13 protein-coding genes and 2 tRNA genes are annotated in these 17,392 nt (G+C 70.6%); 4 read left to right on the forward strand and 11 right to left on the reverse strand.

The window, feature by feature from the left end; translation table 11 throughout:
- Positions 1 to 222 precede the first annotated feature (222 nt).
- Together ACWDEW_RS12380 and ACWDEW_RS12385 are read left to right on the forward strand one after the other, a co-directional pair.
- Positions 223 to 834, forward strand: coding sequence for a SigE family RNA polymerase sigma factor (locus tag ACWDEW_RS12380; RefSeq protein WP_450512431.1), 612 nt, complete (start codon positions 223 to 225; stop codon positions 832 to 834).
- 95 nt (positions 835 to 929) lie between these two features.
- Complete coding sequence (locus ACWDEW_RS12385) at positions 930 to 2,606, forward strand: long-chain fatty acid--CoA ligase (RefSeq protein ID WP_450512105.1); 1,677 nt, start codon at positions 930 to 932, stop codon at positions 2,604 to 2,606.
- A gap of 38 nt (positions 2,607 to 2,644) precedes the next feature.
- On the opposite strand, the gene ACWDEW_RS12390 is transcribed toward ACWDEW_RS12385, so the two are convergent.
- The 3 genes from ACWDEW_RS12390 to ACWDEW_RS12400 all read right to left on the reverse strand — a co-directional run bounded on the left by ACWDEW_RS12390 (position 2,645) and on the right by ACWDEW_RS12400 (position 8,362).
- Positions 2,645 to 3,241, reverse strand: coding sequence for an alpha/beta hydrolase (locus ACWDEW_RS12390; protein ID WP_450512107.1), 597 nt, complete (start codon positions 3,239 to 3,241; stop codon positions 2,645 to 2,647).
- A gap of 50 nt (positions 3,242 to 3,291) precedes the next feature.
- Complete coding sequence (locus ACWDEW_RS12395) at positions 3,292 to 7,695, reverse strand: PAS domain-containing protein (RefSeq protein WP_450512109.1); 4,404 nt, start codon at positions 7,693 to 7,695, stop codon at positions 3,292 to 3,294.
- Between the two features lie 175 nt (positions 7,696 to 7,870).
- Positions 7,871 to 8,362, reverse strand: a complete 492-nt coding sequence (locus ACWDEW_RS12400) for an SSI family serine proteinase inhibitor (RefSeq protein WP_450512111.1) — start codon at positions 8,360 to 8,362, stop codon at positions 7,871 to 7,873.
- A 169-nt stretch (positions 8,363 to 8,531) separates the two neighbouring features.
- Here ACWDEW_RS12400 and ACWDEW_RS12405 point away from each other — a divergent pair.
- Together ACWDEW_RS12405 and ACWDEW_RS12410 are read left to right on the forward strand one after the other, a co-directional pair.
- Positions 8,532 to 8,622 (forward strand) — tRNA-Ser (locus ACWDEW_RS12405).
- Positions 8,623 to 8,817: 195 nt separating this feature from the next.
- Positions 8,818 to 8,890, forward strand: a tRNA-Arg gene (locus ACWDEW_RS12410).
- An 80-nt stretch (positions 8,891 to 8,970) separates the two neighbouring features.
- Here ACWDEW_RS12410 and ACWDEW_RS12415 read toward each other — a convergent pair.
- The 8 genes from ACWDEW_RS12415 to ACWDEW_RS12450 form a co-directional block, all read right to left on the reverse strand.
- Positions 8,971 to 10,254, reverse strand: a complete 1,284-nt coding sequence (locus ACWDEW_RS12415) for a tyrosine-type recombinase/integrase (RefSeq protein ID WP_450512113.1) — start codon at positions 10,252 to 10,254, stop codon at positions 8,971 to 8,973.
- Positions 10,254 to 10,451 carry a helix-turn-helix domain-containing protein gene (locus ACWDEW_RS12420; RefSeq protein WP_450512115.1) on the reverse strand — a complete coding sequence of 66 codons (198 nt, stop codon included), beginning with the start codon at positions 10,449 to 10,451 and terminating at the stop codon, positions 10,254 to 10,256. Before ACWDEW_RS12420 ends, ACWDEW_RS12415 begins: the two co-directional genes overlap by 1 nt.
- Positions 10,452 to 10,782: 331 nt before the next feature.
- Positions 10,783 to 12,330 (reverse strand): YfjI family protein, encoded by a 1,548-nt coding sequence (locus ACWDEW_RS12425; protein WP_450512117.1) that lies wholly within the window; start codon positions 12,328 to 12,330, stop codon positions 10,783 to 10,785.
- The gene (locus ACWDEW_RS12430) at positions 12,327 to 12,689 is read right to left on the reverse strand and encodes a hypothetical protein (RefSeq protein ID WP_450512119.1); all 363 of its coding nucleotides are present in this window, start codon (positions 12,687 to 12,689) and stop codon (positions 12,327 to 12,329) included. Before ACWDEW_RS12430 ends, ACWDEW_RS12425 begins: the two co-directional genes overlap by 4 nt.
- Complete coding sequence (locus ACWDEW_RS12435) at positions 12,686 to 13,597, reverse strand: bifunctional DNA primase/polymerase (protein WP_450512121.1); 912 nt, start codon at positions 13,595 to 13,597, stop codon at positions 12,686 to 12,688. The genes ACWDEW_RS12430 and ACWDEW_RS12435 overlap by 4 nt, the downstream gene beginning before the upstream one ends.
- Positions 13,594 to 14,472 (reverse strand): deazapurine DNA modification protein DpdA family protein, encoded by an 879-nt coding sequence (locus tag ACWDEW_RS12440; protein ID WP_450512123.1) that lies wholly within the window; start codon positions 14,470 to 14,472, stop codon positions 13,594 to 13,596. The genes ACWDEW_RS12435 and ACWDEW_RS12440 overlap by 4 nt, the downstream gene beginning before the upstream one ends.
- Before the next feature lie 90 nt (positions 14,473 to 14,562).
- Positions 14,563 to 15,027, reverse strand: coding sequence for a hypothetical protein (locus ACWDEW_RS12445; RefSeq protein ID WP_450512124.1), 465 nt, complete (start codon positions 15,025 to 15,027; stop codon positions 14,563 to 14,565).
- 207 nt (positions 15,028 to 15,234) lie between these two features.
- Positions 15,235 to 17,361: an FtsK/SpoIIIE domain-containing protein gene (locus ACWDEW_RS12450; protein WP_450512126.1), complete on the reverse strand. Its 2,127-nt coding sequence runs from the start codon at positions 17,359 to 17,361 to the stop codon at positions 15,235 to 15,237.
- Between the last annotated feature and the right edge of the window lie 31 nt (positions 17,362 to 17,392).

Below are 17,392 nucleotides of genomic sequence, written 5' to 3' on the forward strand. Positions count from 1 at the left end.
CGTCTCCCCCGCTCGTCCACCTTCAGGAGGTGGAGCCAGCCCCACCACTACAACCTGAGGCGGAGTCTGCTTCGGGACCTGCGGCCGATCCGCCGGAGCGGGGATCGCTCATAGCGTGGAGCCATGACCACAGCCGTCTGCACCAGCGCTTCGAACGCCGTCGCACGGGCCGCCGAACGGGCCGACGCTCGGACCACGACACGGCCCGGCACCCGCCCCGCGGTGCGTCCCGCCGTACGTCCGGCCGCCCGTCCCGCCACCCGGCCGGCCGCGCGGGCTGCGCAGACCCAGCCGACCGCTACCGCTACCGCCGCCACCGCTGCCGGCACCGCCCTCACGTACCCCTCGTTCTCGTCGTACATGAGGGCCAGGCAGCCGGTGCTGCTGCGGACCGCGCGGTCGCTGACCGCGAATCCGTCGGACGCCGAGGACCTGCTGCAGACGGCGTTGACCAAGACGTATGTCGCCTGGGAGCGGATCGAGGACCACCGGGCGCTGGACGGCTATGTGCGCCGGGCGCTGCTGAACACGCGGACCTCGCAGTGGCGCAAGCGCAAGGTCGACGAGTTCGCGTGCGAGGAGCTGCCGGAGCCGGAGCCGGGCTGCGGCGCCGAGGACCCGGCCGAGCAGCAGGCGTTGCACGACGCGATGTGGCGGGCGATCGCGAAGCTGCCGGACAGGCAGCGGGCGATGGTCGTTCTCAGGTACTACGAGGACCTCAGCGAGGTGCAGACGGCAGAGGTGCTCGGCGTGTCCGTGGGTACGGTGAAGTCGGCGGTGTCGCGGGCGCTGGGCAAGCTGCGGGAGGACCCGGAGCTGGTCCTCGTACGGTAGGACCCGGGCAGGCCGGGTGATCGATCACCCGGTACTAGTGACATACCGTGCGGTATGTGCGCAGAATCAGCGCAACCCTTACTGCCGCGTAGGCAATGTCGCCCCGGGAGGACGCCGTGCTGAGCACCATGCAGGACGTACCGCTGTTGATCTCCAGGATCCTGACCCACGGGTCGACGGTCCACGGAACATCGCAGGTGATCAGCTGGACCGGTGAGGGGGAGCCGGAACGCCGTTCCTTCGCGGAGATCGGCGCGCGGGCGGCCCAACTCGCCCACGCCCTGCGCGAGGACCTGGGCGTGGCGGACGGCGAGCGCACGGCGACCTTCATGTGGAACAACGCCGTTCACGTCGAGGCCTACTTCGCGATCCCCGCCATGGGCGCGGTGCTGCACACCCTCAACCTCCGTCTTCCGGCCGACCAGTTGGCGTGGATCGTCAACCACGCGGCCGACCGCGTGGTGATCGTCAACGGTTCGCTGATCCCGCTGCTCGCCCCCCTGCTGCCCAAGCTGCCGACGGTCGAGCACATCGTCGTCTCCGGCCCCGGCGACCGCAGCCCCCTCGACGGCACTCACGTGAGCGTGCACGAGTACGAGGACCTGATCGCCGGCAAGCCGACCACGTACGACTGGCCCGAGCTGGACGAACGCCAGGCCGCCGCGATGTGCTACACGTCCGGTACCACGGGCGACCCCAAGGGCGTGGTGTTCAGCCACCGTTCGATCTACCTGCACTCCATGCAGGTCAACATGACCCAGTCGATGGGTCTCACGGACCAGGACACCTCACTGGTCGTAGTGCCCCAATTCCATGTCAATGCCTGGGGTTTGCCCCACGCCACCTTCATGACCGGCGTGAACATGCTGATGCCGGACCGCTTCCTGCAACCCGCCCCGCTCGCCGAGATGATCGAGAGCCAGCGCCCCACGCACGCGGCGGCCGTGCCCACCATCTGGCAGGGCCTGCTGGCCGAACTGACCGCCAAGCCGCGCGACGTCTCCTCCCTCACCCAGGTCACCATCGGCGGCTCGGCCTGCCCGCCCGCCCTCATGGAGGCCTTCGACAAGCTGGGCATGCGGGTCTGCCACGCCTGGGGCATGACGGAGACGTCCCCGCTGGGCACGGTCTCCCGTCCGCCGGCCGAGGCGGTCGGCACGGACCGCGAGTTCGAGTACCGGCTGACGCAGGGCCGCTTCCCGGCCAGCGTCGAGGCCCGCCTCACCGGCCCCGGCGGCGAACGGCTCCCCTTCGACGGCGAGTCGGCGGGCGAACTGGAGGTGCGCGGCCCCTGGGTCGCCGGCGCCTACTACAACGGCCCCGACGCCGAACCCCTGCGCCCCGCCGACAAGTTCAGCGAGGACGGCTGGCTCAAGACCGGCGACGTCGGCACCATCTCCCCCGACGGTTTCCTCACCCTCACCGACCGCGCCAAGGACGTCATCAAGTCCGGCGGCGAGTGGATCTCCTCCGTCGACCTGGAGAACGCCCTGATGTCCCACCCGGACGTCACCGAGGCCGCCGTGGTCGCCGTACCGGACGAGAAGTGGGGTGAGCGTCCGCTGGCGACCGTGGTCCTGCGGGAGGGCTCCACCGCCGACTTCGAGTCCCTGCGCGCCTTCCTCGCCGACGCGGGGAAGATCGCCAAGTGGCAGCTCCCCGAACGCTGGACGATCGTCGAGTCGGTCCCGAAGACGAGCGTCGGCAAGTTCGACAAGAAGGTCCTGCGCAGGCGCTACGCCGACGGCGACCTGGACGTCACCAAGCTCTGAACCGACGGGCGGCACGGTAGCCGATGACCCCCCACCGGCTACCGGCCGAGCGAGCCGACGAATAGATCCAACCGGGAGACGACCTCACCCAACACGTCCACCGATCCCCGTGCGTCGCCCGCGAGTTCCAGCGAGTGATCGGCGCCGGGAATCTCCAGCACCTCATGTCCGACGGAACCGGCGACCCGCGAGTCCCACAGCTTGTCGGCGTCGCCGCCGACGAGAAGGGTCGGCGCCTGGGCCCGCCGAAGGCCCCGCACCACCTGGTCGACCGTCAGAACGGGCGTGAGCCAGGCCGCCGCGATGTCCCGCTCGGCCACGACCCCGCACCCGAGGGACCCCAGGGACTTCCCGACGACCAGCCGACAGGCCCCCGCCTCGGCGTCGACGGCCCGCGCGACCTCCGCCTCCACCCAGGCGATCCGCTCCTCCACACCGAACCGCGAGAAGTCGTCCGGTATCCGCCACCACAACTCCTGGACCGTCCAACCGTGTTGGAGAAGCACGGCACGAGCGAAGTGCAGCAACGGCATGGCGGGCGTGTACCCGACACCGGGTACGACGACCGCGACACGATCAGGCGCACCGTCGTAGCGAGTCGGGACGACAAAGGGACCAGGCACGGGCGTAGACATGCCCGCAGGCTACTTTCCCAACTCGTTTCCCAACTCGCCCGCAAGATCGGCTAGTTGGTCCCGATCCGGGCCAACAGGTCCACGATCCTCGACTGGACCTCCGTGCTCGTCGACCGTTCGGCGAGGAAGAGGACGGTCTCGCCCGAGGCCAGCCGGGGCAGATCGGCCTGGTCGACCGCGGCCGTGTACACGACGAGCGGGGTGCGGTTGAGCTGCCCGTTCGCGCGCAGCCAGTCGACGATCCCGGCCCGCCGCTTGTGCACCTGGAGCAGGTCCATGACCACCAGGTTGGGCCGCAACTGCCCCGCCAGCGTCACCGCGTCCGCGTCACTCGCGGCCCGCGCCACCTGCATCCCGCGCCGCTCCAGCGTCGCCGTCAGCGCCAGCGCGATCTCCGCGTGCTCCTCGATCAACAGCACCCGCGGCGGATGCTGCTCACTGTCCCGGGGTGCGAGCGCCTTCAGCAGGACGGCGGGATCGGCGCCGTAGGCCGCCTCACGCGTCGCCTGCCCGAGTCCCGCCGTGACCAGCACGGGCACCTCGGCCGCCACCGCCGCCTGCCGCAGCGACTGCAAGGCCGTCCGAGTGATCGGGCCGGTCAACGGGTCCACGAACAGCGCCGCCGGGAACGCGGCGATCTGCGCGTCGACCTCCTCGCGCGAGTGCACGATGACGGGCCGGTACCCGCGGTCGCTCAGTGCCTGCGTGGTCGTCACGTCCGGCGCGGGCCACACCAGCAGCCGGCGCGGGTTGTCGAGCGGCTCAGGAGGCAGTTCGTCGTCGAGCGGCTGCGGCCTGGGCGTGTCCGCGATCTCCACGGCCCCGCCCGGCCCGTCCAAGGGCTCGGGTCCCTCGGCCGCGTTCTCGTCCGGGGCTCCTATGGCGTACGACCGTCCGGCGCCCTCGGTGATCGGGGAGAGCCGCGACTGCCCGGCCATGGAGGGCTGCGCCTGCTCACCCTGGGGATGTGGACGGGCCGACCCGGCGGTAGCGGCATCGGGCCGCGTCCCCAGCTTCCGCCGCCGCCCGCCGCCACCCGGCGTATGCGGCGGAGGCGTCGCGGTCGGCTGCTGCACCTGAGCCGCCTGTCGCGTGAACGGCACCCCCTGCCCCAAGGTCCGCACACTGATCGCCCGCCCCTGAGTGGAGTTGGGATCAACACCCCCGGCCGAGGCCGGCACGGCGGCTTCGGCGGGCAGCGGCTGCGCGACCCGGGCCTGCGGAGCAGCGGGAACTGCAGCGGCGGGAGCACCCGGTACCGGGGCGTTCGGGTTCGGCTGCGAGTTCGGCTGAAGGGTCGGCTGTGGATTCCGTGCTACGGCGGGCTCGGCGCCGTTCGCCGGTACGGGGGTGCCGGGGGCCGCCGTGGCGCCCGGCACCTGCTGCGCGGCGGGAAGCGCCTGCGGCGGTACGGCCGCAGCGGGCGCACCGGGGTGGGCCTGAGCCGCGGAGACCTGGCCGGGGATGCCGTGCGGGGAGACCGGCTGCCCTTGGGCGCCGGGGATGCCCTGGGGCGGAATCGGCTGACCCGGGAGTCCTTGCCCGGGGATTCCTTGAGGCGACACCGGCTGGCCGGGCCCACCCTGCGGCAACGCCGCCTGCGCCGGGATGCCCTGACCGGGGGCCGCCTCCGCCGGGAGCGGCAGCGGCTGGCCCGCGGCCTGCCCCTGACCGGGGAGGCTCTGCGCGGGCGCGAGGTGCACGGCGGCGCCGGGCTGACCGGCCTGACCGGGCACCGGCTGACCGGCGACGGGCGGCCCACCGACCGGCTGCACCACACCCTGCTGCTGCCCCGGCACCGCCTGCCCCGCCGGTCCCTGCCCTGCCAGTGCCTGTCCTTGTCCCTCTCCTTGCGCCTGCGCCGGTACGCCCACGGGAACACCCGGCCCTTGCGGAACCGCCTGCTGCCCAGGAGCGCCGACCTGCTGCTCCTGCCCCGCCGTCCCCTGCGCCGGAACCACCGCGGCCGCCGCCTGTACCGGCACGCCCTCCGCCGGCTGCTGCGGCTGGGCCACGGCCCGGCGCCGCCGCCCGGTGGGCGCGCTCGCGGGATGCGGCTGCGGCGGGGTGTGGTCCTCGGACTGGTCGTGCGGAACGGCGTCGTGCCGCCCTTCGTCACCGGCAACCTGCCCGGGCGCGACCGGAATCCCAGGCGCCTGCGCACCCGTCCCCGGTGTCCGGTCCGCCTCGGCCGGCGGCAGCGCGAACACCGTACGGGCACCCGTCTCCTGCGCGGCGGCCCGCTCGGCCGCGGCGGCGAGAGCGCGCCGCCGACGCCCGGTCGGCTGCCCGTCCTCGCCACCGGAGCCGTCGGCCGCACTCCCCGCAGAACCTGCCGCGGGCAACGCGGGCGGCAACGCCTGCCGCTCGCCACCGGCCGGTGCGGGCACACCCTGCGGCGGCACCGTTCCGCCCAGCCCCGTCCCCGAGGCCGCCGTCCCGGCCGCGTGCTCCGCCGCTGTCATCACGGCACCCTCGGACACACCCTCCGCGTCCCCGTCACCGGCGCCGCCCTCGGCGGCCCGCCCGCGCCGTCGCCCGGTACCGCCGGAAGCCCCGTCGCCGCCCGCCTCCACGGCAGCCGACTCCTCGCCCGCACGCCTCCTGCGCCGCCCGGTGGGCACCGCGCCCTCACCGTCGGACCCGTCGGACCCGCCGTCCGGCACCTCGCTCTCCAGGAAGGCGTCCACGGAGGACCGCCGGGCCCGCCGCCGCCCGCCGTTCCCGCCCGAGGCCTGCTCGGGCACGGCGAGTTCGGCACCGCCGGTCGCGGCCGGAACCGCGACGGCGCCCGCCCCGCCCCCGATCGGAACCTCCAGCACATACGCGCTGCCGCTCATCCCCGGCACGTCGTGCGTCTGCAGCACTCCGCCGTGCGCCCGCACGATCCCGCGCACGATCGGCTCGTGCACCGGGTCTCCCCCGGCATACGGCCCGCGCACCTCGATCCGTACGACCTCACCGCGCTGCGCCGCCGCCACGACGACCGTGTTGTCCATGTAACCGCCCGCCGAAGCGGGCGAGTTGCCGGTCGCGTCGACGCCGGCGACGTCCGCGACGAGGTGGGCGAGCGCGGTGGCGAGCAGCGCGGGGTCGACCTCGGCCTCGATGGGCGGCGCGTGCACGGCGAACTGCACGCGCCCGGGACCGATCAGCTCGACGGCCCCGTCGACACCCGCGGCGACGACCGCGTCCAGCATCACCTTCGTCCGCGAGATCCCCTCGGCCCCGGTCTCCAGCCGCTGGTAGCCGAGCACGTTGTCGATGAGCTGCGTGATACGCGAGTAGCCGGCCGACAGATGGTGGAGGACCTGGTTGGCCTCGGGCCACAGCTGCCCGGCGTCGTCCGCGGCCAGCGCGGCCAGTTCCCGGCGCAGTTCGTCGAGGGGCCCGCGCAGTGAACGCCCGAGCAGCGTGAGCAACTGCTCGTGCCGCGCGGAGAGTTCCTCGTACCGGTCCTTCTCCCGCTCGCCGAGAGCCGCGTACCGCTCCTCGTTCGCCGCGAGCTCCTCCTCGTGCTGCTCCTGGAGCTCCTCGACCTCGGTGATGTGCTTCTGGCGCAGGGCGGTCAGCTCGGAGGCGTGCTCCTCGTCGATCCGCTCCAGCTCGTCACGGTGCAGCTTCTCGGCGGCCTCCTTCTCCTCGGCGAGCGAGTCGTAGGGCCGTCGGTCGGTGAAGGTCATCACGGCGCCGACGAGCTGGTCGCCGTCGCGCACGGGCGCGGTGGTCAGGTCGACGGAGACCCGGTCCCCGTTCTTGGCGAACAGCACCTGCCCGCGCACCCGGTGCTTGCGCCCGGACCGCAGGGTGTCGGCGAGCGGCGACTCCGCGTACGGGAACGGCGAGCCGTCCGCACGCGAGTGCAGCACAAGGGTGTGCAGCTCCTTGCCGCCGAGATCGCTGGCGCGGTACCCGAGGATCTGCGCGGCGGCCGGATTGACCAGCACGACCCGCCCGTCCGTGTCCGTCCCTACGACACCCTCGGCGGCGGCGCGCAGGATCATCTCGGTCTGCCGCTGCGAACGGGCCAGCTCGGCCTCTGTGTCGACGGTCCCGGAGAGGTCGCGGACGACGAGCATCAGCAGCTCGTCGGCGGTGTAGCCGTAGCCGTCGTAGGCCTGCTGGCCGTCTTCGAGGTTGGCGCTGGTGACCTCGACGGGGAACTCGGAGCCGTCGGTGCGGCGGGCGGTCATACGGGTGGGCTTGGTCCGGCCGCGCGGGTCCATCGAGTCGGGGCGCCGCATGGAACCGGGGATGAGCCGGGAGTCGAACTCCGGCAGCAGGTCCAGCAGTCCGCGTCCGACGAGCGCGGTGCCGGGCGCCTCGAAGGCTTCCAGCGCGATGGTGTTCGCGTTGACGACCGTCCCGTTGGCGTTGACCAGCACCAACGCGTCCGGGAGCGCGTCGAGTATGGCTGCGAGGCGAGCAGCGCCTCGGGATGGCCTGCTGCTCACGAGACGCTTCCTCCCTGTTACCGCACCTTGCCGACCGCGGAGGCCATCTTGCCAACGGGTCCGCGACGTGTCACGCGAGGGAGTCTAAGGGCACTCCTTGTGCTCGCGGAGTGAGATGAGAGGGAGGTCGCACGGTGAAGTGACGCAGAACGTGTGACCGAACATCGTCGGACCCCTACGGATGGACATCTGTGGACATCTGCTGATGGAGGTCGGGCAGCAGCGGGACCATCCGGTTCCACCGGGAGATCTCGCAGCCGTTGCTCCGGTCGTACGTCGTGTCGACGGGGCGTCCGGCCCATGTGCCGGTGACGTGGGCGGTGGCGGGGCCGCCGTAGAGCATGGTGCACATGCTGTCGGGCGGTACCGGGGCGAAGGGGTCCTTGCCCCACCGGGTGTTGCGGCCGACGGCCTCGCAGGCGCCGGTCACGTCCGGGTGGGTGCCGCCGCCGGGGTGGCAGTACAGATCGTGGGTCCCGTCGGCGGCGCCCGCGTGGCGGACGGTGACGGTGAGGTGGTCGGCGCCGGACTGGTCCTCGTCGTGGACGGGCGGTGGGGCGAGGGTGCCGGCGGTCGTGGGGGACGCGGTGGCGGGCGTCGCGGCCAGTGCGCCGACGGTGGCGGCGGACGCGGCGGCGATCACGAGGAGACGGTTGACCTGCAACATGACCTGACTAACGCCCACCGTCCCCCGACGTTGCGGACACGGCGGCCGGCATCAACGGCTTTGCCCTGCGGCCCGCCTGCCTAGTACCGTGGACCGCGATTGGTGGCACCCCGCTCGTCTGTGTCATCATCTGCACGCACCACTCGCGCTCGCGCGGGAGGTCGTTGCTGGAGGCGTCGCCTAGTCCGGTCTATGGCGCCGCACTGCTAATGCGGTTTGGGACGCAAATCCCATCGAGGGTTCAAATCCCTCCGCCTCCGCACCCCATCCGAAGCCCTGGTCGAACCGACCGGGGCTTCGGTCGTTCGCAAGGTCGTTTTCGGGCCGTTTCCGCAGCTCACAAGGGGTACGGCTAACGGATTTCACATGGCGGCGGCAGTCATGTAATGTTCTTCCTGTCGCCGCGAGCGGGCCGGAAGGGCCGGGAGCGGCGAAGGAAAACAAGAGAAAATCAAGCACTCGTAGCTTAACGGATAGAGCATCTGACTACGGATCAGAAGGTTGCAGGTTCGAATCCTGCCGAGTGCACACAGGTCAAAGGCCCCTCAGGATGATCCTGAGGGGCCTTTGACATCAGCGGGGGACATCAACGCTGTCAGGGGCGGCGCTTACTCGCCAGCGTTCGGCTCTTCGTCACCCTCCGATTCCTCGTCGGGATCATCGAGATTGAGCGCGTCGTCCATGCGCTCCGCAGCGGCCCTGAGTGTCGTGTTCATCACATGCGCGTAGGTGTCCAGCGTCATCGTGATCGTGCTGTGTCCGAGCGTCTCCATGATCGTTCGGGCGTCGACACCCTGGGAGAGCAAGAGTGAGGCGCAGGTGTGCCGAAGGTCGTGCACCCGTACTCGCCTCACGTTTGCATCCCTGCACAGGATGGTGAGCATCCGGTTCATACTGCGGGGGTCCGTGACGCGACCCGTCACCGTGGTGAAGATCAACCCATCGGGCTGGCCAGGTGCAGGCTGCCACTTCTTTCCCGCGATCAGACGCTCGCGTTCCTGCTGGTCGCTGTGCTGGGTGAGGGCTCGCGCACAGTGCCTCGGCAGGGACACTGTGCGGATTGACCGTGTGGTCTTGGGAGTTCCGAAGATCAGTTCCCGCCGGATGCGCTGCACGTTCCGGCGGACGCGAAGCTGACCGTTCGTGAGGTCGATATCCGACCAGGTGAGCGCAAGCGCCTCTCCTCGGCGCAAGCCGGTCGAGACGAGCAGCAGCCAGAGGGCATAGAGGCGGTGAGGTCGGGCCGTCTTCAGCAACAGTCGGACTTCTGCGGCGTCCAGCGGACGCACCTCCTTGCGGGTGACGGATGGGGTTTCCACGATCCGTGCGACGTTGCGAGCGATCAGTTCCTCTCGCATCGCCTGCTGTAGAGCGGAACGGAGGACAGCGTGGATGTACTGCACGGTGCGGGCCGAAGGACGACGCTCGCAGCACCGACCGACTGCGCAGCAGGAGCGCTTTTCCTCAGAACGCTCTTTGTCCGCGCCCCGGAGGCAGCACAGGCAGGAGTTCTTGAACTCTCCGAGGAAGCGGCGCACATCTGCTGGCGTCAACCGGTTCAGCTTCTTCTTGCCGAGCGCGGGGCGGATGTACAGGCGGGTCAACCCCTCATAGCTGTTCAGGGTCGAGGGCTTGAGCCGTTCCGGTGCGATGGCGGCGAGCCAGTAGGTCAGGTAGTCACCGAACGCCATGGTCGAGGACGCGGCAGGAATGCCCTGACGAGTCTTCTCCTGCAACTCCGTGAGCTTGTCCGCGACTTCCTCGCGGGTCTGGCCGTAGACGAACTTCCGGGTCCGAGTTCCATCCGGGCGGAAGACGTATGCGGCTGCCTGGTAGCGGCCATCCTTGCGCTTGGTGATGGTTCCCTCGCCATTGGCGCGGCGCTTTGCCATCAGGCGGCCTCCTCAAGTCGGTTCTGCATGTACTGGCGCACTACGTCGACCGGCACCCGGCGGGCGCGGCCAACGGTGAAGCTGTCGAGCTGCTTGGAGCGGAAGAGGTCGTAGACCTTGCTGCGACTGAGGCGCAGGGCATGCATGACCTCAGGAACCGTCAATGCCTCAGCGGTGGCGGGCAGGGCGGTGCTCATGCGGGGATCTCCTTGGGGTGAGGAGAGGGCGGGGCGCTCGGGAACCCAGTTCGCCGCTCGGGTGTCTTCCATCCGCTGACAGAACTGACAGAACCTCGCCTACAGGTCTCTGACCTGCGGCTTCGGTGAGTTCTGGATCTTTGACAGAACCGAATTAAAACCTGACAGAACCTCTCGGAGGGAGGTTCTGTCACAGGACGCCCGGCGGTGCTGCCGGGGGTTCTGTCGGGTTTTAACTTGGTTCTGTCACAACCGCGATCATGGATGTTCGTGCAGGTCAGCGGCTTGGGTGGGGGGTTGTGTCAGTTCTGTCGGCGGTCTGGGGGTTGTGTCAGGCTCCGCGCGCGATGCGGGGGTGGGTCTCGTAGCGGGGCGAGGGCGGGCGGCCACCCTTGCCGGAGCGGGGCGGGGGCGGGAGCTGACGGATCCAGCCGTGTTCTTCGAGCAGGGCGAGGGCGGGGTCCAGGTCGCTGATGGCGGGGAAGTCGGCCGGTCGCAGCGTCCGGAACAGCTCGCGCTTGGTGAACTGTGCGGGGTTGGTGGTGACGAGCTGGGCGAGGACGGTCAGCGCGGATTCGTGGGCGGGGTCGGCGCTCATGGCGCTGAACACGTCCAGGGCGTGCGCGGTGAAGTAGTCGCCCAACTGCGTTGCGGCGGCCATGGTCGAGGCTTCGATGGGCTTGTGCCAGCCGTCCTCGGGGTGGGTGGCGAGGTGCAGGAGTCCGGCGATGCGGGCCACGGCGCCGTCCCGCTTGGACGCCCATTTCACGATCGGCGCGAAGCTCCCGTCCGGACCGAGACGCGACTCGGTGACCTTCTGGAACGCCAGCAGGACCGCGTCGGCTTCCGGGGTGAGCTGCACGAGGGCGGGGTCGGTCCAATCCGCCAGAGCGAGCGTCAGACCCGCCAGGTGCTTGGCGTAGGTGGCGGCCACGTGCTCGTCCAGCAGGGCGGGGGTCAGGCTGCGGGAGCCGACCAGGGACAGGGGCTTGGAGTAGAGGAAGCGGGCGAGCAGGCCGCGTCCGTCGGCTCCGTCGATGCGGCTGAGCGCGTCCAGGACTTCCGGCTGCACCGCCAGACCGATGGTGACCGCCGGCGAATCGACGTGCTGGGCACTACGGCCCTGCCGGTTGACCCTGAGCATGTCCCCGGCATGGCCCTTGAGGAACATCCCCATGTTGGGCTTGCCCGTGTAGCGGCCGGCGATGATGTCGAACAGCTCCCCCTCGGCGCTCAGGCAGGAGATCCGCCCGCCCTGCTCATCCAGGAGTGTCCCGACGTTCTCCGGGGTCACGTCGTCCGCGACGAGCTGCGGTTCGGCGGGAACCCTCATCTTGTCGGCGTCCTGGGCCAGTTGGACGGCTTCGGCGGTCAGGGTGTCGCGGTGTTCGGGCTCCGCGTTGGCGGCCTTGCCCGCGGCTTTCTCGGCTGCGGACTTGGCCAGCCGTGCCAGCGTCTCCGCCTCCGCCCTGACGGGTCCGGACAGTTCGATCAGTGCCTTCTCGGCATCGAGTAGCGGCTTGACCATGAGGTCGAAGACGGCTGACTTCCGGTTGCCGGGGGGCAGGGCGATGGCGGTGTAGATGTTCACGGGCTCGCGCCAGTGGCCGCGTACGCACACCTTGACCCGCCCGCCGGCGGCGGTGGCGAGCACTGCCAGGGCCAGGCATCCCGCGAGGTCCGCCGGGGTCTGGGTCTCCTCGGCAACACCGCGCACCATGCCGCCCAGCCAGGCGGGGAGGACGTCCACGGGGAAGTCGGGGAGGGGCGGGCGGGCCCGCAGGGGAACAGGTTCGTCCCAGGCGGGGCCGGTGATCTGCTCGGGTTCGATGTGCTCGAACCCTTCCCACAGGTCCGAGGTGGCGTCGTTGGTCGTCATGCGGCGGCCCTGCCTTCCGACGTGGGGTTCAACAGCGGGCATGTGGTGTGGTGTTCGCCGTGAGCGGCGATCAGTTGCAGGACGGCGGCGCGGCCGATGGCCTGACGGTCGTACCCGCAGGTGCACCAGGAACGGGCGGAGGGGGTGACGCCCCAGGACGGGGGTGCGGTGATGTGGAGCCAGGCCACGGGGCGACGTCCGTCGTCCCAGCTCGGGTCAGGGACAACAGCAGTGGGGACGCCTTCGGCGACGTCCTTCGGTTCGCCCAAGTCCGCCCGTGGCGAGGCGGGTTCGGCGAGGCGGGGGCTGGTTGTGGTGGGGGTGATGCTCTTCAGGCGGGGGCGGGGTGGGGTGTTCATGCCGTATCCCGCCTGGCCTGGTTGTGGGTGATGGACCAGTTCAGTGCGCTGCGCAGGGTGGAGCGGCACTCGGCGGCGGTGAGTCCGGTCGACTCCCCCGCCTCCTGAAGAGCCTGCTCAACCACATGTCGGGGGAGGTCGCCCCACGCGATGAGCCGTCCCAGGGCGCGTGCCGCCCGGAACAACGCGCCCTCCCGCGAGCCGGGTTGGGCCGTGGCGACGTTCCGCGTTTCGTTGGCGAGCGCCGTGTCAGCGTATGAGCGGGATTGTGCCTTTACGGGCCCTGAGGGTGCCTGTACGGCCCTGGGGGCGGGTTGCAGGATGCTCAGCAGCCATCCGGGCACCGGGGCCGCCACGGGGGCGCTCAGGGCTTCGTAGGCTCCGGCGGGGGTGATGCTGCCCGCTGCGACGACGTAGCCGCCCCAGGCGCGGGTGTCGATCAACTCCCCGATGGTTCCTGCCGTGTTGGACAGTCGGAGGCCGGCGGGGGCGGTGAAGTACAGGTGCTGTCCGCCGCTGGGGGTCCGCACCCGGTAGGTGTCGGGGACGGGGTGTCCGGCGCGCTCGCAGAGCGCTGTGAAGGTCGCCGCGCCGTCAGGCGCGTCCGAACTGCCCTTGGTGCTTTTGCCGTTGGTGGTTTTGGGCGTGTCGAGGTCGACGACGAGCAGGCCGGAGGGGCCGGTGGCGATGGCGATGTTGGCGGGGTGGGTCTCCCAGCACTGCGTGATGCGGTGCGGGTCGGTGGTGGCCCGCTGCTCCCACTTCCGGTGTCCGCCGGCGCAGTCACCGGTGGTGGTGCAGCGCTCCGCGCCGTGCAGGGCGGGTTGCTTGCTGCCGGGGCGCAGGGGGAAGACGTGCCAGCCGCGCGCGGCGGCGGTCAGGGCGGCGGTCAGGAGGGTGTGGTTCATGCGGCACCCCTGTCGGTGAGCAGCATTTGGTGGTGGGTGGGGATGGATCGGATGGCGTGCTGGCGCCAGTTGAGGGCGTAGTCGATGCAGTTGGCGCAGTTCTTGTGGGTGTGGCCGGGCAGGGGTGGGCGGCGGCGGGCGTGGGAGCTCCAGGCGGCGGAGTCTGCGGAGGCGAGGAGGTGGCCGACGCGTTCGAGACCGAGGATTTTGAAGCCGAAGCCGTGCAGTTTGAAGCCGTGCGCGGCCATCGCGGTGACGATCTCGGCACCCTGTTTGGTGGACTGCAAGCGGCACACGGAGCCGAGTCCGACGACCGGTTCGGCTCGCAGGTCGACGCCGGCGTTCTCGTACAGCTCTACGCACCGCTCGTAAGCGGGGATGGTGTCGCCCTGCACGACAGGAGCGATACGCAAGGTCGGGGCGAGAGAGCGCAGTTCGAGGAAGTTCTCAACGGTGCGGCGTTGGTGTTCTTCGACGCTGAGGTGGGTGCCGACGAAGTACTGTCCGCCGAACCAGCCACCGTTGATGATGGCGTTTTCACACATCCAGTCTTGGGGTGCGGCCCAGTCGTAGGGGCCGACGTGCTCCCAGATACGGTGCAGATCCTGCACGTACTGGCGCGGCGTGCGGGTCCAGGTGCCCCTGTCCTTGAGCTCCGTGAAGCCGCCGGAGTCGACCGCGTAGGGGCCTTGGGCGACGTCCCACTTGATGGCACGGTCCCAGTGCTCGGACTTCAGGAACAGCGGGACCTTGGTCAGGCGCAGCCAGTGCCGTTTGTGGGTGGTCAGGTAGAACCGCATGCCGCCGGGAGCTCCCAGCGCGGGGGCGGGAGGCGCGTGTGGCAGGGCTCGCCGAATGTCGGTGGGTTGGGTCATGCTGGAGACCTCCAACAGGTCTGTTGAGGGCTGGTTGGGCAAGGGCGACCCCGCTTCTTTGGCGAGACGGAGGGGTCGCCCTTGGCGTAGCTAGCTGTGGAAGTGGTTGCGCTTGAAGATCGCTTTGCGGATGTTGACCGTGGTCCCGCTCTGGTGGCCGCGTGTGCTGAAGACCTGCACGGCGATCCACCCGCCGAAGATGACGGCGGCGAGGGTGATGAGCTGGGTGATGAGCGCGGTCAGTGCGGCGATGAACGAGGTGAGCAGGATCAGTCCGCCGCACACGGCGAGGAAGCCGACGCCCCCGAGGGCGATGTTCACGGCCGCGCGGGAGACGGGCGGTTTGGCGGCGAGGGGTTCGGGTTGTGCGGGGTTGATGGCGTAGCCGGTGACGACGCGTCCGTCCGGCAGGACGATGCTCGCCACGGACGGGATGCTGCCCGGCTGCATCGGAATGAGGGGCGCCGGCGCGGTGGCGGCGGGGGCGATGGGGGCCGGGTAGTGGACTTCCACGGCCCGTTCGGCGGGCGCGTGGCGGGCGGGTTCGGGGTACATGCGGAATCCCTTCCGGGCATGGGTCGGGGAGGCGGACACACCCCCTTCGGGGGGCGCTGTGGAGGGGGTTTCGGGGCTGTGGCCTGGGGTGCCTCCCCGCCTCCCCGAAACGATGTTTCCGCTGATCAAAGCGGGGGATGTGGGGTGGGGAGGCGGTTGGGGAGTTCTCCCCGCCTCCCCGCGTCGGGAGGGTGCGCCTCCCCGGGTTCAGGAGGCGGAAGCGGAACCGTCTGCGTCCCGGTTCTCCAGGGCGCGGGCGACGTCCTCGCGGCGCACGACCATGCGTCCGTGGGACTTCTTCGGCTCCTCGCCGGCCGCTTCCAGGACGCGCTTGAGGTCGCCGTTGGTCCAGCGGCCGTAGGCGTCCGCGTCCAGCGCGGCGAGCCGCTTGAGGACGTCGTGCGTGAGCACGCGTGACTCGCTGCCGAGGACGGACGCGATGTCGGCGAGCGGGTCGCGCTTCTCGCCCCGCTCGATGACGTGCAGGGTGGTGACCCCCGAGCGCAGTGCCTTGGCGCGGTTGGCGATCTCCGTGGAGGGGTCGTCGTCGATGAAGTGGGTGCGCACGGTGATCGAGGACTGGCCCTTGGGCATGTCGATGCCGTCCGAGGCGACCACCAGGGTTCCCTTGTCCAGGCCCTGCCGCAGGAGGTGCGGGGCCGCGCCGTCCTCGACTGCCTTGTCCCCGAGCGCCATCTTGGCCTGCGACTCGGAGCCGAGCACGAGGGAGGCGCGGGTGTGGGCGCCTTCGCGGACCAGCTTGGGAAGGTTCTGGTCGGTGGGGTCCTGCGTGCCCTGCCACAGCAGCACGTCGACCGCACGGCCCTGGTTGTGGATGGTGCGTGCGGCCATGAAGTACCGCGAGGTGGCCTTGGATCCGCCGTAGGGGCGCTTGGCGTCGTCGACGGCCGGGCACATGAACGCCTTCTGCGCTTCGTCGACCAGGACGATCAGCGGCGGGAACGTCACGTTCGCGTCCCGCAGGCGGACCTCGATGCGGCGATTCATCTCGGTGACCGCGTCCTCGACCATCTCGGTCGCCTGGATCACATGGTCATCGGACGGGCCCTCGATCAGCACGTCGGCGATGCCGTCGAACATGCTCCAGTCCCCGACGCCCTTGAGGTCGGCGATCCAGAACTGCACCGACTTGTCGAGCGCGAGCCACAGGGCCAGGGAGCGCAGCGAGGCGGTCTTGCCCTGGTTGGAGCGGCCGGTGATGAGCAGGTGGCGCTGATACACGCTCAGCTCTGCCGCGTCCCCGCGCAGGTCCTGCCCCCACGGGGCTTTGCCGGTCTTGTAGTTCGCGGTGATCGTCTCGTCGGTGACCAGCGGCGAGGGGCCGATCGGCTCGTCCAGCGCGCCGCTGTCGGCGATCCACAGGCGGACCGTGCGGGCCGCTTCGGGGATCGTGATGAACACCTCGTGCTCATGCCGGGTCAGGTTCTCCGCCAGCTTGCGGCGGCGCTCCTGCACCTCGTTGGTCGACACCCCGGAGGGCAGGGTGACGTCGACCTCGACCCCGCATCCGGCGATCGTGATCGGGGACAGCATGGACGCGCCGGCATCCCCCATGTCCTTGATGGCGGTGCGCAGTGCGGCAACTCCCAGGTCGCGCAGGGCCTTGACGACGATCGACGGGGTGATCGGCTCGCCCTCGCTGCTGCGGGCGTTGGCGGGGAGCGCCCACTGGGGTGCCGCCTGCTGCTTGCTGCCCACGCTCCACAGGGCGAGCAGGGTGAACAGCGGACCGAGGATCACGGCGGTGGGCCAGACGAGTTGCACGATCCGGATCAGGGTCGCGATGAACTCGACCGTGGCCTTCAACGGGGTGATGACGTCGCGGATGTCGTGGTTGTTGATCGCCATCACGATCCCGAGCGCGACCAGCGCCCCGACGCTCATCGCGGCACCCACCCCGACACCCTTGGCGGCCTCGACGGGGGAGTGGAGGAGGTCCATGCGGCGGTGGTGGCGGGCGGCGCGGAAACGCTGCAACCGCTCCTCCCACTCTTCCGCCAGCTCCAGGTTCCCCGCGGCTTCCGCCGCGCGGATCATGCGTTCGTAGCGGGCTCCGGTCTTGCCGTCCCAGGTGCGGCGGGCCACGATCCGCCCGCCGTTGAACGTGTAGAGGCTGTGCCGGGCGACCGCCCGGGCAGCGGCCTTGGTGTTCTCGTGGGTGACCGCCGTCTTCACGGCCCGCCCGGAGCGCACCCACAGCGGCACCAGGGGCGCCGGCGGGGCGTCGGGGACCACGGTCAGCACCGTGGGCGTCCCGTCCGGCTCAGGGCCGGTGGGCGGGGTTTTGACGAGGCGTACGACGTTCTCGGACATGCTGGAACTGCTCCTGACTGCCCTTTCGGGG

The organism is Streptomyces sp. NPDC001100 (assembly GCF_053598575.1).

Bases quoted from the DNA above. Each gene is read 5' to 3' on its own strand.
- ACWDEW_RS12385 (WP_450512105.1), top strand. From the start codon at position 930: ATGTCGCCCCGGGAGGACGCCGTGCTGAGCACCATGCAGGACGTACCG.
- ACWDEW_RS12390 (WP_450512107.1), bottom strand. From the start codon at position 3,241: ATGTCTACGCCCGTGCCTGGTCCCTTTGTCGTCCCGACTCGCTACGAC.
- ACWDEW_RS12400 (WP_450512111.1), bottom strand. From the start codon at position 8,362: ATGTTGCAGGTCAACCGTCTCCTCGTGATCGCCGCCGCGTCCGCCGCC.
- ACWDEW_RS12415 (WP_450512113.1), bottom strand. From the start codon at position 10,254: ATGGCAAAGCGCCGCGCCAATGGCGAGGGAACCATCACCAAGCGCAAG.
- ACWDEW_RS12420 (WP_450512115.1), bottom strand. From the start codon at position 10,451: ATGAGCACCGCCCTGCCCGCCACCGCTGAGGCATTGACGGTTCCTGAG.
- ACWDEW_RS12425 (WP_450512117.1), bottom strand. From the start codon at position 12,330: ATGACGACCAACGACGCCACCTCGGACCTGTGGGAAGGGTTCGAGCAC.
- ACWDEW_RS12430 (WP_450512119.1), bottom strand. From the start codon at position 12,689: ATGAACACCCCACCCCGCCCCCGCCTGAAGAGCATCACCCCCACCACA.
- ACWDEW_RS12435 (WP_450512121.1), bottom strand. From the start codon at position 13,597: ATGAACCACACCCTCCTGACCGCCGCCCTGACCGCCGCCGCGCGCGGC.
- ACWDEW_RS12440 (WP_450512123.1), bottom strand. From the start codon at position 14,472: ATGACCCAACCCACCGACATTCGGCGAGCCCTGCCACACGCGCCTCCC.
- ACWDEW_RS12445 (WP_450512124.1), bottom strand. From the start codon at position 15,027: ATGTACCCCGAACCCGCCCGCCACGCGCCCGCCGAACGGGCCGTGGAA.
- ACWDEW_RS12450 (WP_450512126.1), bottom strand. From the start codon at position 17,361: ATGTCCGAGAACGTCGTACGCCTCGTCAAAACCCCGCCCACCGGCCCT.